General features: G+C 66.0%; 10 protein-coding genes and 4 pseudogenes. 4 read left to right on the top strand and 10 right to left on the bottom strand.

The genetic code is table 11. From position 1 onward, the window contains the following. A partial coding sequence (locus ACW7G6_RS09320) for a pentapeptide repeat-containing protein (RefSeq protein ID WP_456998157.1) occupies positions 1-79 on the bottom strand: 79 nt, incomplete at its 3' end. Here ACW7G6_RS09320 and ACW7G6_RS09315 point away from each other — a divergent pair. Both ACW7G6_RS09315 and ACW7G6_RS09310 read left to right on the top strand, forming a co-directional pair. Continuing rightward, positions 65-304, top strand: a pseudogene (locus ACW7G6_RS09315) (pentapeptide repeat-containing protein); the annotation flags it as partial. The gene ACW7G6_RS09320 and the pseudogene ACW7G6_RS09315 sit on opposite strands and share 15 nt — an antisense overlap. A gap of 51 nt (positions 305-355) precedes the next feature. After that, a pseudogene (locus ACW7G6_RS09310) lies at positions 356-898 on the top strand (pentapeptide repeat-containing protein); the annotation flags it as partial. Here ACW7G6_RS09310 and ACW7G6_RS09305 read toward each other — a convergent pair. From ACW7G6_RS09305 to pilG, 5 genes and pseudogenes are all read right to left on the bottom strand, one after another. After that, positions 861-3542 (bottom strand): annotated as a pseudogene (locus tag ACW7G6_RS09305) (Hpt domain-containing protein); the annotation flags it as partial. The pseudogenes ACW7G6_RS09310 and ACW7G6_RS09305 sit on opposite strands and share 38 nt — an antisense overlap. 97 nt (positions 3543-3639) lie before the next feature. Further along, the gene (locus ACW7G6_RS09300; RefSeq protein WP_456998101.1) at positions 3640-5661 is read right to left on the bottom strand and encodes a methyl-accepting chemotaxis protein; all 2022 of its coding nucleotides are present in this window, start codon (positions 5659-5661) and stop codon (positions 3640-3642) included. A gap of 67 nt (positions 5662-5728) precedes the next feature. Next, positions 5729-6289: pseudogene (locus ACW7G6_RS09295) on the bottom strand (chemotaxis protein CheW); the annotation flags it as partial. Continuing rightward, entirely contained in the window at positions 6286-6651 is a 366-nt protein-coding gene (locus tag ACW7G6_RS09290) for a response regulator (RefSeq protein WP_456962301.1), read from the bottom strand. The gene ACW7G6_RS09290 and the pseudogene ACW7G6_RS09295, both read right to left, overlap by 4 nt. A gap of 19 nt (positions 6652-6670) precedes the next feature. Next, positions 6671-7072, bottom strand: a complete 402-nt coding sequence (pilG, locus tag ACW7G6_RS09285; RefSeq protein ID WP_456978410.1) for a twitching motility response regulator PilG — start codon at positions 7070-7072, stop codon at positions 6671-6673. A 197-nt stretch (positions 7073-7269) separates the two neighbouring features. Here pilG and gshB point away from each other — a divergent pair, with 197 nt between their 5' ends. Beyond that, entirely contained in the window at positions 7270-8226 is a 957-nt protein-coding gene (gene gshB / locus ACW7G6_RS09280; protein ID WP_456978409.1) for a glutathione synthase, read from the top strand. After that, positions 8223-9092 (top strand): energy transducer TonB, encoded by an 870-nt coding sequence (locus ACW7G6_RS09275; RefSeq protein WP_456978408.1) that lies wholly within the window; start codon positions 8223-8225, stop codon positions 9090-9092. Before gshB ends, ACW7G6_RS09275 begins: the two co-directional genes overlap by 4 nt. Here the strand turns inward: ACW7G6_RS09275 and tsaB are convergent. The 4 genes from tsaB to mrcB are packed head-to-tail and all read right to left on the bottom strand — an operon-like array spanning position 9089 to position 14891. After that, a complete protein-coding gene (gene tsaB / locus ACW7G6_RS09270; protein WP_456978407.1) occupies positions 9089-9841 on the bottom strand; it encodes a tRNA (adenosine(37)-N6)-threonylcarbamoyltransferase complex dimerization subunit type 1 TsaB in 753 nt (250 codons plus the stop codon). The two genes, ACW7G6_RS09275 and tsaB, sit on opposite strands and share 4 nt — an antisense overlap. Positions 9842-9855: 14 nt before the next feature. Then, positions 9856-11943, bottom strand: coding sequence for an ATP-dependent DNA helicase (locus ACW7G6_RS09265; protein ID WP_456978405.1), 2088 nt, complete (start codon positions 11941-11943; stop codon positions 9856-9858). A 3-nt stretch (positions 11944-11946) separates the two neighbouring features. Then, a complete protein-coding gene (locus ACW7G6_RS09260) occupies positions 11947-12456 on the bottom strand; it encodes a tetratricopeptide repeat protein (protein WP_456978404.1) in 510 nt (169 codons plus the stop codon). Then, complete coding sequence (gene mrcB / locus ACW7G6_RS09255; protein WP_456998100.1) at positions 12453-14891, bottom strand: penicillin-binding protein 1B; 2439 nt, start codon at positions 14889-14891, stop codon at positions 12453-12455. Before mrcB ends, ACW7G6_RS09260 begins: the two co-directional genes overlap by 4 nt. Positions 14892-15034: the final 143 nt, after the last annotated feature.

Genomic DNA, 15034 nt, shown 5'->3' with positions numbered 1-15034 from the left:
TCAGCTTCGATCCGCTCAGCTTCGATCCGCTCAGCTTCGATCCGCTCAGCTTCGATCCGCTCAGCTTCGATCCGCTCAGCTTCGATCCGCTCAGCTTCGATCCGCTCAGCTTCGATCCGCTCGGCCTCGATCCGTTCGGCTTCGGTCCGTTCGGCTTCGGTCCGTTCGGCTTCGGTCCGTTCGGCTTCGATCCGCTCGGCTTCGATCCGCTCGGCTTCGATCCGCTCGGCTTCGATCCGCTCAGCTTCGATCCGCTCGGCTTCGATCCGTTCGGCTTCGATCCGCTCGACTTCGATCCGCTTGACTTCGATCCGCTCGGCTTCGATCCGCTCGGCTTCGATCCGCTCGGCTTCGGTCCGCTCGGCTTCGGTCCGCTCGGCTTCGGTCCGCTCGGCTTCGACCCGCTCGCCTTCGATCCGCTCGCCTTCGATCCGCTCGGCTTCGATCCGCTCGGCTTCGATCCGCTCGGCTTCGATCCGCTCGGCTTCGATCCGCTCGGCTTCGATCCGCTCGGCTTCGATCCGCTCGGCTTCGGCCCGCTCCAGCTCGGCGCTTTCGGTATCAGTCAGCGTGGCCTCGTCAGCCACCCCGGCATCGTCGTCACCCGCATAGGGGGTCAGATCAACCATCGATATCCCGCTGGTGGCAACTGCCGGCAGTGGGACGTCGATGTCGACCAGTGGCCCCGATGCCCGCGCATCGGGCAGGCTGTCGCGCAATGCTCGCATCCGCTCGGCCACACCGGCGAACTCCGGCACCCGCGGCCGCTCCGATTGCAGTGCGGCAAGCGTGCTGGCGACGGCGGTCGCAACCCCGGCAATCGCCAAGACACCCTCGGCGGTGGCCGGCAATCCGGTGGCCAACAGTCGCCGGACATAGGCCTCTGCCGGCGTGGTGATCTCGGTAATGACGGGCACTTCCGTCATCGCGAACGCGCCATTGAGGGTGTGGATCGCACGCTGCAACTGGTCATCGGCCGGCTGCGGCTGATCCTGACAAGTGCTCAGCCAGTCCTGGATCGTGCCCAGGTGCCCGGTGACTTCGGTACCGAGGATCTCCAGCAATACCGGGTCGACCGACGCGGGAATTCCGGACGGTTCCTCGGCCAGCACTGGCGTCTCGAATCCTTCTGGCTCCGGTGCCCGGTCAGCCACGTCGGGTTCGGGTTCGGGCTCGCCAGCAGCGCCGATATCAACCGGGCTTTCCACCTCCACGGCCGTCGCGATGGTCGGGGTATGGAACGCTTCCTCGCCCTCGGCGATCCGGTCGGCAACAGACTGCAGGCCCTCCAGATCAGCGGTGATCTCCCCGACACCTTGCAGCGCCGCGTGCAACTGGGGCAGCGCGATGTGCGCATGCTCGACGATCGCCACGACTGCGGGGCTGGCCAGGCGCGTGCCTTCCAGTACGCGGTTGAGGACATTCTCGATCTTCCAGCTGAATTCACCCAGGGTGCTGGCCCCGACCAGGCGGCCGCTGCCCTTGAGGGTATGGAAGACGCGACGCAACGAGCGCAGCTGCTCCATGTTTTCAGGCGCCTGGCGCCAGACGGACAGCTGTGTCCCCAGATTACCGATCTCCTCCTCCAGCTCCTCCAGGAAGACTTCGCGGATCTCGTCGTCGATGTCGTCGTTGCTTCCAAAACCATCGACACCGCGGCCCACCAGGACGACCGGCCCGGAGCTATGCGCTTCGACTCCGGTCTTGACTGCTGGCGCGTCTGGCTCCGGCTCCGCGGTCTCGTGCAGGATTGGGGCATCGACCGACAACCGGTCGATCGCGGCGGCAGCCTCGTCCTCATCCCGCGACGACAGGGGTGATGGCGTCACGACCTGGTCGGCGTCGAGTGGTGCCGGCACTGGCCAGTAACCCAGTGTCGCCAGGCTATGACGGGCGATCTCCAGAATGCGGTCGCGGCTGGGCCGCTGCTCGCGCAGCGCTTCCAGGTAGTACTCGACACTGGCCAGGGCGTCGGCCATGGTGTCCAGCTGCTTCCCGTTGGGGACACGTTTGCGGTCGATCAGCTCGACCTCGACATAACGTTGTATCCCAAACAGGTAATCCGCCGGCAGGTTGAAATCCAGGATGCGCAATGCACCGCTGACCTCCCCGAGCAGGCGCGGAACCTCGACCAGCTCGGCGTGGTCCCAGTTGGTCTCCACGAACGCGACGAACGACTGGCGGGCGTCACCGAAGTTCGCAATCGCCTCGCGCACCACGACCTCAAGGATCTTGCGCGACTCGCTCGCCAGCAGATCCTCGTCGGCGTGATCGTCGGACAATCCCAACCGGGCGACTTGCTCGTCGAGCGAGGCGTCCACATACAAAAGCGCGCCGGCGACATCCAGCAAGACCGATTCTTCTGCCGCACGCTGGCCGGAGACGATCTCCTGCATCGCATCGCGTTGCTGCACCACCACGCCGCGAGCGATTCCAAGCCCGAGCATGCCGAGGGTGTCGCTGACCCGGCCAAGCGTCTCCACTTGCGGGCGCAGGTCCTCCACCCCGGTCTGACCCGTGCGCAGATGCAGATCGAGTGCGTCCTTCACTCGCAACAGGTCTTCCTTGAGCGCGCTGGATACGGTATCCAGCAACGCGCGATTGCGGCCACTCAGGCTGCCTCGAGCGTGCTCGAGCTCCGATACGGTGGGTGGTGCCACATCCAGCTCGAAGGTCTTGCGCAGACTGTCCAGTGCCGGATGGCCGTCGTCACTATGGGCAACGTGGTACAGCAGTTGTCGGGTTGGCTCGGCATTGGGCTCGCCGCCCGGTGCACGGTAGCCGGTTTCGCCCAGCAGCTGCCGCGCCTCACGTTCCACGCCGCCAAAGGCGAGGCGCAAGGTGCGCGTCGGAGGCAGTGCGCCGTCACGCAGCGCACCGGCAACCGATGATGCGACCCACAGCATGCGTCGCAATGGCTCGATCGAGACTTCCGAAAGCAGGCCATCGACCAACTGGGCCAGCCGCGCGGCATCCGCCGGCGCGCCGTTCTCGGGCCATTGCGCCAGCTCCCGACCCAGTGCCACGAGGTTCTCACTGGCCGGCTGTCGGCCGGTGCGAATCGTGTCCGCGCTCTGCCGGGGTGCCGGCAAGTCGACCGGCAACGGTCGGTTCATATTCGGCGCGAACAAGACACTTTCGTTCAGTCCGGCCTCGCCCCGCGTGGCGCGCAATTCGTTGAGCAGCGGCAGCAATACGATCGGAATATCCCGGTGGCCACCCTGCAGGCGCTCAAGGTAATCGGGCAACTGCACCACCCCGCGCATCAGCATCGTGCAGGCGTCGTCGCGATCGCTGATCTCGCCATGTAGCAAGGCCAGGGCCAGTCGCTCCATTTCCTCGGCAACCATTGCCGGCGCGTACAGCTCCACCATGCGCAAGGTCCCGTGGACCTGGTGCAGGTGGCTGGCGCAGGTCCGCATCGCGCTGCCGTCGCCAGGCGATTCGGCATACGCCTCGATCTCCTGGCGCGCCAGGCGCAAGGTCTCGTCCAGCTCCGGCTTGATCCAACCCAGCGTGGTGGTGTCGATCGCGTCGCGCATCACTGTCATCACGCAGCACTCCACTGGTTGGCGAGCGGGCGCAGGGGTTGCGAGCGACCGGGTGTCAGGCTGTTCATCCGTCGATCCAATTTTCGCCTCAGGCCGGGAGCTTGAAGTCGGCAACCGAACGCCGCAGGTCGGCGGCCAGTTGCGCCAGGTTTCCAATCGACTGCGCGGTCTGGTTGGCGCCCTCGGTGGTTTGCGAGGTGATCTGCTGGATCGTGTTCATGGTCTGGGTGATATTGGCCGCCGCGCCAGACTGCTGTTGCGCGGCCGTCGAGATCCCCTGGATCAATCCGGACAGATCCGAGGAGACCTTCTCGATCTCGCCCAGCGCGGTACCCGCGTCCTCCGCCAGGCGCGCACCTGACACCACCTCGGTGGTGGTCTGCTCCATCGAGCTGACAGCCTCGTTGGTATCGGATTGAATGGTCTGGACCAGCGACTCGATCCGCTTGGTCGCATTGGAGGAGCGTTCCGCAAGCCGCTGCACTTCATCGGCCACCACCGCAAACCCGCGGCCGGCCTCACCGGCCGAAGCCGCCTGGATGGCCGCGTTCAGCGCCAGGATGTTGGTCTGCTCGGAAATGTCGTTGATCAGCTCAACGATCGAGCCGATCTCCTGGGAGGACTCGCCCAGGCGCTTGATGCGCTTGGAGGTCTCCTGGATCTGGTCACGGATGTTGTCCATGCCCTGGATCGTCTGGCGCACCACGCCGGCACCGGCCGTCGCGATCTGCACCGAGCGCTGTGCCACGTCAGCCGATTCCGCGGAGTTCTTCGAGACCTGGTCGATACTGGCGGCAATTTCGCTGATACGACCCGAGGCGGAAGTAATCTCCTGCGCCTGATGCTGCGCCGCGTCGGCCAGGTGCATGGCCGTGGCCTGCGTCTCCTGCGCGCTGGAGGCGACCTGGACCGAGGTGTCGGTAATGGTCTGTACCAGGCTACGCAACTGCTCGACGGCGAAGTTGATGGAGTCTGCAATGGCGCCGGTCATGTCTTCCGTCACGGTCGCCTTGACGGTCAGATCGCCTTCTGCCAGCGAGCCCATTTCGTCCAGCAGGCGCATGATCGCCTCCTGGTTGCGGTCATTGAGCTCCTTGCTGGTGCTGTAGCGGGCATGCTGGGCGCGGTTCAGCGAGAACAGCAGTCCGGCAATCGCCAGCAACGCGACCAAACCGGAGATGATGGATACCCACAAGTTGCCCAGCAAGCTGGTGTCCTTCAATGAGCCGAATGCGTTGAAGGCATCAAACAGCGAGCGACTTTCGGACAGCAATTTGTCCGAGCCATTGGTGATCGCGTCGGCCGCGGCCTGGGCACTGAACAGGTTCTGTGAACTTCCCAGGATCGCATCCAGATCGGTCTTCATCGCCGTCCACAACGTTTCAGCCTGGCCCAGGGCGTTCAAGGCGTTGGCGTTGCTCAGCGCCGTGATGCCGGTGCCCTCATCGCCATTGCGCAAGCCGGCCAGCACGTTCCCGAATACCGCAGCGTCGCGAGCCAGGCCTTCGCCCGCGGCTTCGGCAGTGTTTCCGCCGGCGCGGATCTCGGTCACCCGCCGGGCCATGGTCCCCGACAACACGACCTGGCGCAGCGCGTAGTAGACCTGTGACGATGGCGAGCCGCTGGCGGACATCGCGCGCACCAGCTCGTCCAGCCGCGCCTGCAGGTCCGGGACCTGTTTGGTGAAGCTGTTGGCACTACCGGCCAGGCCAAGCACGGCCTTCTCGCTGGCGATTACCTGCTGTGCACTTTTGTCCAACGGCGCCCAGGTCTGGCTGACATCACCGATTGCCCCGGATACCCCGGGGGTGTCACCGAAGTTCGTGGTCAGGTCGCCGATGTTCGCATCGACTTCCGCCTTGGTTGCCTTGAACGAGGTGAACGCCGCCTGGTCGCCACCGACGGCCTCCCGGCCGCGCACTGCCAGCTGCTGCGACAGCACCTGCAGGTTCGAGGCCGATGTACTGGCACCACCCAGACGCGCGGCCTTCCAGGTTGCATAACCGGTATTCAGGCCGAAAATCAGCACCGAAAAGCCCAGCACGATCAACCAGGTATTGACCCCGATGTTGCGGGTCTTGCCGGCGACGGAATTCATTTCAGTGCTCATGTTCGACCTCAAGTGCGTTGCTGGCGTGGGTTTCATTGCCGTGGAGTTCGGCGCGCGGCGATTCAAAGGCCGCCTGCCTGAATTCCGGGGTTCGGGCCAGCCGGTCCAGGCTGAACACCCCCCAGGGATGCTCGCCGAGGCGGTAAGCCCGGCTGATGAAATGGGTATAACGGCCTTCGATCAAGCCGGCATGGCCTGATCCATCGGCGGGCTCCAGCTGGGACTCGTTGAAGCTTCGTTGGCCGAACAGCTCGTCGACCAACACCGCGACGTCGCCGCCCGGCTGGCGCACCAGCAATATGCGCTGGGCTTCGTGCAGCACGGTGCGCTCGCCTTCCATGAACTGGCGAAGGTCCACTACCGGCAACAGGTTTCCGCGCACGTTGGCCAGGCCCAGCAGCCATGAGCGCGCGCCCGGCACCGGTGTGACCTGGGGCAGCGGCAGGATCTCCAGCACCTCGTCAAACCCGGAGGCGAGCCGACGATTGCCTATGCGATAACCCACGCCGCGCCACAGGCCGGGCGCTTCCAGCTGCTCTGGCAGCCCGGCGACATGCGCCAGGCTGCGGCGCTCGTAATTGACCAGGATCGCAAACGGATCCGGCGCCGTCGCCGCCGGGTGGTTCACGGCCCCAGCAGCTCGTTGATGCGCGCGATCAACTCGTCTTCGCGTGGCGGCTTGACGATGTAGTCCCGGGCGCCCTGCCGCAGGCCCCAGGCCTTGTCGGTTTCCATGCCCTTGGTGCTGACGATCAATACCGGTATAGCCTTGGTGGCCTCATCGCGCGACAAGGCGCGAGTCGCCTGGAAACCATTCATCCCCGGCAGGATCACGTCCATCAACACCAGGTCCGGCTGCTCGCGGCGACAGGTATCGATGCCGTCCTCGGCGTTGCCCGAAGCGAGCACTTCATGTCCGTTGCGTTCCAGCAACTGGGTCAGGACCGCCGTATCAGTCGGCGAATCCTCGATCAGAAGAATACGTGCCATTGGTTGCCTTACCCCCCGGTCAGGCGTTGTTGACGTGCGTTCGTATGGCGTCGAGGAGTTCCCCGCGCGTAAATGGTTTGGTCAGGTACTGCTGGGAGCCCACGATGCGGCCACGCGCCTTGTCGAACAGGCCGTCCTTGGAGGACAGCATGATCACCGGCGTGCTCTTGAAAACCTGGTTGTTCTTGATCAGCGCACAGGTCTGGTAGCCATCCAGGCGCGGCATCATGATATCCACGAAGATGATCTGCGGCTGCTGGTCGGCGATCTTTGCCAGCGCCTCGAAACCATCGGTGGCGGTCACCACCTCGCAGCCCTCACGCTTGAGCAATGTCTCGGCGGTACGGCGGATGGTCTTGGAGTCATCAATCACCATGACCCGCAAACCATCAAGGCTGCCGTTGCGAACCTCGTCGTGCATCTTCAAATGTCCCCGATATCCCAATGCGAAGCGCCAATGCCAAATCCCCGGGCGCGTTGCGTAGGCTCCCTTTATTCCAAGCCAGATGCAAGCTGTCAAGCACGGAATCGTTCGCGATCAAGATGAATGCGCGCCGCTGCGCCGATCTGCCGGAGCCCCTGCTACCATCGTTGCCACTCCCTACAGCCAGTGTCGCCATGCCCCTCGACATCGTCGTCGTGATGGACCCGATCGGGTCGATCAAGATTGCCAAGGACTCCACCTTCGCCATGCTGCTGGAAGCCCAGCGGCGTTCGCACCGGTTGTGGTACGTGGTGCCGGGCGGACTCGGCCTGCGCGACGGCAAGGCGGTAGCGAAGGTTGCCCGGCTGCGTGTTCGCGACGACCCGGCCAACTGGTTCGAGCTGGAAGCGGAGACCCAGGTCGACCTTGGCGCCGGCCACGTGCTGTTGATGCGCAAGGACCCGCCGGTCGACAACGAATTCATCTACGACACCCAAGTCCTCAGTCTCGCCCAGGACGCCGGTGCGCTGGTGGTCAACGACCCGCAAGGCCTGCGCGACTACAACGAAAAACTGGCTGCATTGCTGTTTCCGCAGTGTTGCCCTCCTACTGTGGTCAGCCGCGACAAGGCAATGCTGAAGGCATTCATCGCCGAACAGGGCGAAGCTGTGTTGAAGCCGCTGGACGGAATGGGAGGACGCTCGATCTTCCGCGTCGGCCACGGCGATCCGAACACCAACGTGATCCTGGAGACCCTGCTCGGCGATGGGCCCCACATGGCGATGGCGCAACGCTATATCCCCGAGATCAGCGCCGGCGACAAGCGCATCCTGCTGGTTGACGGGGTGCCGGTCGACTACTGCCTGGCGCGCATTCCGCAGGGCGACGAGTTCCGCGGCAACCTCGCCGCCGGCGGACGTGGCGAAGGCCGCCCGCTGAGTGAGCGCGACCGCTGGATCGCCGCCCAGGTCGGGCCGCAGATGAAACGTCACGGGATGCTGTTCGTCGGTCTGGATGTGATCGGCGACTACCTGACCGAGGTCAACGTCACCAGCCCCACCTGCATCCGCGAGCTGGACGCACAGTTCGGCTTGAACATCGCCGCCAGCCTGTTCGATGCCATCGAGGCACGGGCGGCTGCCGACACGTGAGCGTGGCAGCCGCGCCAGTGATCGGTGAACAACAACGTCTGGGCGCGACACTGGTCCTGTCGTTGCTGGTCCATGGGATGCTGCTGCTCGGCGTCGGCTTCGCGCTGGAAAACGCCGCGCCGGTAGTCCCGACTCTTGACGTGATCCTGACCCAGACCCGCAGCGCGCTGACTCCGGAACAGGCCGACTTCCTGGCCCAGGCCAACAATCTGGGCGGCGGCGAACACGACAAGAGCACGCGCCCGAGCGAGCGCCAATCGGGGCCATTGCCACAGGCCACCGATGGCATTGCCCAGCGCCAATTGCGCGCGCAGTCGCCCGCCCCGCAACCACGATCGCGGGCACGGGTCATCAGCAGCACGCGTAGCGAGGCCGCCGTTGCCACCGCACTGGAAACTCCCGAGGCCAGCGACCGTCCACTGCCTCCCGGCCAGGAAAAGATCGATCGCGACGTCGCGATGGCCCGGCTGGCAGCGGAAATACACTTGCGCTCCGAGCGTTATGCCAAGCGCCCCAAGCGCAAGTTCGTCTCCGCCAGCACCGCCGAATACGCCTGGGCCAGCTACCTGCGTGGCTGGGTCGACCGGGTCGAGCGCGTCGGAAACCTCAACTATCCCGACGAGGCCCGTCGGCGCCGGCTGGCCGGACAGGTGGTCATCAGTATCGGGATCCGCCGCGATGGCACGGTGGAGCACTCGCAGATCGTGCTGACCAGCGGCATCGCGCTGTTGGATGCTTCCGCCTTGCGTATTGCCAAGCTGGCCGAACCTTACGCGCCATTACCGGCGACCGACGAGGATCCCGACATCCTGCACGTGACCCGCACCTGGGCATTCTTGCCGGACGGCCAGCTGCAAGACCGTTAGGGACGCGGCGGTTTGGAGGCCCGCAAAGCCTTTTGTTCTGCCGTTGTCAGGGCAACGTGATTGCGCAGGTAGGCCGGTTCGATCCGCTCCGGCGCGACTCCCTCACCGCGAGCCAACGCCGCCGCCGCGATCGTGGCGACCGCAGCCGCATGCGGCAACGCCGTCGCATCGATGCTCGCGAATCTGGCAGCAAGGCGTGATCCCAACGCGCCATCGCAAGCCTCAAAGCCGGTGCCAACCCCGTGCCAGTCGCCGGGTCCGGAGGGCAGTTGCGCCGCGTCCGGGGCAACCACAACTTCCTCGCTGATGGCGATGAGTCCGTCATTGCGCCACTCGAACGCACCGGAATAGATCTCGCCCATGCGCGCATCGATTGCAGCAAGAATGCGTCCATCGGGCCTGCCCGCGACTTGCCCGGGCAACTGGGCGGCACTGGCCGGACGACAGCCAGCCGCGAGCGCGGCGAGCGTGGATACCGGGACAATCGGGCAGTCCAGCGCCAACGCGATGCCCTGTCCAATGGCGATCGCCAGGCGCACGCCGGTAAATGCACCCGGCCCGCGGCCGACGGCGATTGCATCCAACTGCGACTTCTTCAAGCCCGCCTGCGCAAGCAAGGCTTCCGCCCACGGCAACGCAAGCTCGGCGTGCCGGCGCGGTGCAACCTCGAAACGCTCATGCACCTCGCCATCGATCCACAACGCGACCGAGCAGCCCTCGGTAGACAGTTCAAACGCGAGCAGCTTCATTTCATCGGCCCTGGTCACTCATTGATGGTCTCCGCCAGGAGTGATGACTGTGACGCAAAAAAGTCCTCCACCTCCTCGATGCGCCGCGTCTTTGGCAACGGCGGCAACGAGTCCAGGAACACCCGCCCGTAGCTCTTGGCCGACAGCCGCGGATCGCACAGCACCAATACACCGCGGTCGGTCTCGCTGCGGATCAGGCGCCCGGCGCCCTGCTTGAGCGCAATGACCGCCTGTGGCAGCTGCTCGTCGCGGAACGGGTTCCCACCGTCGCGCCGGATCGCTTCCAGCCGGGCTTCGAACACCGGATCATCGGGCGCGCCAAAGGGCAGTTTGTCGATGATCACCACACTGAGCGCATCGCCGGCCACGTCCACGCCCTCGCGAAAACTCGCGGCACCCAGCAACACCCCGTTACCCGACCCACGGAAGCGCTCCAGCAGCAGCGAGCGCGGACCCTCGCCCTGCACGAACAGCGGCCACGGGCCGCCGCGCAATAATTCGGCAGCCTCACGCAGCGCCCGGTGCGAAGCAAACAACACGAACGCACGGCCTGCGGACGCCTCCAGAACCGGCTTGATCGCCTCCACGATGGCGGCGGTGTAGTGACGCGCCGACGGCTCGGGCAGCCCCGGGGGCAGGTAACACAACGCTTGCTGCGGCCAATCGAACGGGCTGGGTGCCAGTAACGTGGTCGGCTCATGCAGGCCCAGCTTGATGGCGTAATGCTCGAAGCGGCCGCCGATCGCCAGTGTGGCCGAGGTGAATACCCAGGCCGCCTGCGAGCGTGCGCGGTGCTCGGCCAGCGGACCGGCAACATCCAGCGGCGTGCGGCTCAGGCGAAAACCACGCGCCGTCAGCTCGTACCACAACACGCTGGGCTCACTGCCATCCAGCAGCGGACCGCGATCGTCCGGGTCGGCGACCGGGACATCAACATGCTGCGGGGCGAACGGCGACGGATCGATACCGTCGACCCCGGCATCCGCCACGTTTTCCACAGCTCCTGCATCGTCGGCATCACGCCAACGCAACAGGCGTTTCTCGAACTCCCTGGCCCGCGCGGTGCAACTGTCGAAACCCGGCGCCGCCTCCCGCAGTGGCAACAACGCGGCGTGCAGGTCGCGTAACGCCTGCAGCAGGCCATCCAGTCCGGCCTCGGCGTTGGCGTCCTCAGCGGCGCGGCGACGGGTGCCACGCACTGGCAGCTCGTCCATTGACGCGCGCAGTTGGCGCACCGCCTGCTCCAGCGCGCGCGTGGGCTCCTGCAAAACGGCCAATGCCCCCGGAGTTTGCTTGCACTCGGCCAGCGCGTCGCGGGCCAACTCCACCAATGGCCGGGCACTTAGCGCTTCACCGAAAAATTGCGCCGCCAGCTCCGGCAACTGATGCGCCTCGTCGACCACGAACGCTTGGGCACCGGGCAGTATCTCGCCGAAGCCTTCCTGCTTCAGCGCCAGGTCGGCCAGCAGCAGGTGATGGTTGACCACCACCAGGTCGGCGGCCTGCGCACGTTGCCGCGCCTGGACCACGAAACACTCCGAGAAGAACGGGCACTCGCTGCCCAGGCAGTTATCGGCGGTGGAGGTCACCATTGGCAGCAGCGGCGAATCGTCCGGCAGGTCCTCCAGCTCGGCCATGTCACCCATCCGGGTGCGACTGGACCAAGCCACGATGCGCTGGAACTGCGAGGCCATCGCGAGAGAGTGGAAGCGCGGCTCGCCCTTGGCCTGCTGCAGCCGGTAATGACACATATAGTTGGACCGGCCTTTCAGCAACGCGGTCTTCAGGCCGACCCCGAGTGCGTCGCGCACCCGCGGCAAGTCGCGATGGTAGAGCTGGTCCTGCAGCGCGCGGGTGCCGGTGGACACGATGGTCTTCAGACCGGACAGGATCGCCGGAACCAGGTAGGCGAAGGTCTTGCCGGTACCGGTGCCGGCCTCCGCCAACAGCACGCCGCGGTGTTCGAACGCATTCGCAATCGCGGCGGAAAAATCCTGCTGCGCGCTGCGCGGCGTGAACGCGGCAATATTGCGCGCCAGCTCGCCGCCTTCGCTCAATGCGGCGCGGCTGGCGGTGCCAAGTCGACTTGTCGCGTGGTCCATCGGTCAATAACGCGGCGGTGCGGTGACGGTGCACGCGTCGCGTTGCTGGCGTGCCTGGGCGAGCTGTGCGGCTTCGCCTTCCACCGCCAGCACCTGGACCACGGTTTCCCAGTGCCGCCGGCACTGCGGACCCACCTCGGCGCCAATCGTGATCGCCTGGCGCGCGAGTCCTTCGGCCTGTGGCAGATCCCCCAGCAGCACGGCGGCCTCGGCGCGTTGTTGCAGCAGTTCCGGATCACCCGGATCAAGGGCCAGGGCCTGGTCGAGGATCACCGCAGCTTCGGCGTGGTGGCCTTGCGCGTGCCGTTGGCGGGCTTGCTCCTGCAGGTCGGTGACGTGTGTGCCGGCCAGGGGATTGACGACCAGCTCGGGTGTTGCGGAGGCGCCCGCGGCCTGGATCGCTTTCACCATGGCGACCGGATCGAACGACGGCGCGGGAGCGACCACCGGCGCGGCGGAGCAAGCACTGAGCACCAGTGCGAACGTGGCGGCAATCAGCAAACGAAGGTTCATCGTGTTTCCTGTGGCGGTAGCGGCTGGGCGGCGGGTTCGGGCTGGGGCTGGGGCTGGGGCTTGTCATCGTCACGACCAAACCCGAACCACTCACGCCAACCGCCTTGTCCCTGTTCCTGCCCCGGCACGATCTCGGGTTCGGGTGGCTGGCAAGGCTGGTGGGCGGGTGCAAAGCCGGCAACGAAGGCAAACCGGCGCGCGCCGGGGCAACCGGCATCGGTCGTGTTCGACCCGACCACCCAGCGCCAGTCCAGGCCTTCGTCGCCCACCGTCAACGGCGCACTGGGCAGGTGCTTGAACAACCGTGACCACACGCGCATGCCGCCGGTCGAGCCATACAGCCCGGTCGGCTTGTTGTCGTCGTTGCCTACCCAAACCACTGCCAGGTGATCACCGGTATAGCCGGCGAACCAGCTGTCGCGGCTGTCGTTGCTGGTGCCGGTCTTGCCCGCCGCATTGAGTCGGCCGAGCCCGTCGGATACCAGTTGTCGACCGGTGCCGTTGGAAACCGCGCGTTGCAGCGCGATCGTGATCAACCGCGCCGCCACCGCATCGCCCGCTTGCGCCGGCGCCGGCGCGGTGTCGTACCGGTTGAGCGCGCGACCGTCGGTATCCAGCACGCCACGCACCAGGTGCAGCGGCTGGATCTCGCCGCCGGACGCAAGGAACTGGTACAGCTGGGCCATCGCGTAGGGGCTCTGGTCGAGCGAACCGAGGATCAGCGACGGGTTGGGTTCGGCCTTGATCCCCGCCAGCGTCTGTACCAGATCGGCGATCCGCCGCGGATCGACCTGCATGCCGACCCGCACCGTTGCCTGGTTGTAGGAGTTCGCGAGCGCGTCGACCAGGTGCACGCTGCCGTGGCTGCGGCCATCGGAATTGCCCGGTTCCCAGCGTTTTCCGTTGCTGAGCGCCACCGTCACCGGGGCGTCGCTGACCCAACTGGCCATCGACCATTGACCCGGTGATGCCAGCGCGAGCAGGTACACGAACGGTTTGATCAGCGAGCCCACCGGACGATGCGCCTCCACCGCACGGTTGAAGCCGGGCAACGCCGGGGTCGCGCTGCCGACCACCGCCAGCACTTCGCCGTCATGGACGTCGGTCAGCACCAGCCCGGCCTGCAGGTCCGGCCGGTTTTTCCCGTCCAGGCCGTCCAGGGTGTGGGTAACCGCGCTTTCCGCATAGGCCTGCGCCGATGGCGCCATTCCGGTCATCACGCTCAGCCCGGCGCCCGCCAGCGCGTCAGCCGGATAGTCCCGCGCCAGCTGGCGCCGCATCAGGTCGACATAGGCGGGGAACCGGTTGGCCGAGGTGCTACCAGGTTGATCGGTGACGCCCAACGGCGCGGCGCGTGCACGCTGGTACTCGGCGTCGTCGATCAGCCCGGTTTCATGCATCTCGCCCAACACGAAATTACGCCGCTGGGTGGCCCGGTCCGGATGCCGCCGCGGGTCGTAGTAGGACGGTCCGCGCACGATCCCGATCAGCAAGGCGATCTGCTCGGTGCTGATATCGGCCAGATCGCGCCCAAACCAGAACTCCGCGGCCGCCGCCACGCCGTGGATCGCCTGCGCGCCGCGCTGGCCCAGGTAAACCTGGTTGAAATAGGCCTCCAGGATCACCTGCTTGTCGTAGCGCGCCTCGATCAGCAACGCGTAGATGATCTCGTTGAATTTGCGGGTGTAGGTGCGCTCGCGGCCGATCCCGAGCAAACCACTACGTGCCAGTTGCTGGGTCAGCGTACTGGCACCCTGGCGTGCTTCGCCCGAGCGCAGGTTGACCCAGGCGGCCCGCGCCATGCCGGACAGGTCGATGCCGTGGTGGTGGGCGAAATCCCGGTCCTCGACCGCCTGCAGGCCGGTCACCAGCAATTCGGGGACTTCGTCGAGTTGTACCAGCCGACGCTCCTGTTGCTGCTGGCCGTACAGGGTCGCGATGCGGGCCGGGTCCAGCCTGGCCAGCTTCAACGCCTCATCGGCGCCGGCCGCGCGCAGCCCAGTGACCTTGCCGCCCGACACCGTCACCTCGACCCGGCGGGGAGCAACCGGCCCATCCACGTCGTTGAAGCCGCGGCTGGAGATCACCCAGTGCGTGCCTTCGTTGGAATAGCTGCCGGCCCTGCGCCCGTCGCCGACGTGATAGCCGGCCGCGTGCAGCTCGGTCTTGAGCGTGCCGGCGTCCATCGCCAGACCCGGCACCAGCGCCAACGGTCGGCCGTATACCCGGGTCGGCAACTGCCAGCGGAGCTGGTCGAAGCGCTCCCCGACCTCGTGGTTGAGGTACAGCGAATACGGGATCAGAAACCCCAGCCCCAACCCGATCGCCGCCAGCACCCAGGTCACCACGCGGCGGCGCCATTGCGGTGTCCGATGTTCGTCGGAATTCGAGTGCTCGGAATTCAAATCGTCTTCGTCGTAATCGATTCGGGCCACGGCATGGGACAATGACAGGGCGGTGCCCTCGTGGACTGAAGTCTAACGCAGCCCGAGCCGGCGCCCGTAGCGTGGGCACTGGCGTGAATTGGGCGTCAGTTCAGCCCGTTGCGATAGCGTACGACGCGCTTTTCCCTACTATC

Source organism: Lysobacter sp. A421, assembly GCF_054052145.1.
The sequence above is the reverse complement of the archived record's forward strand: the minus strand, read 5'-3'. Positions and strand labels throughout refer to the sequence as shown.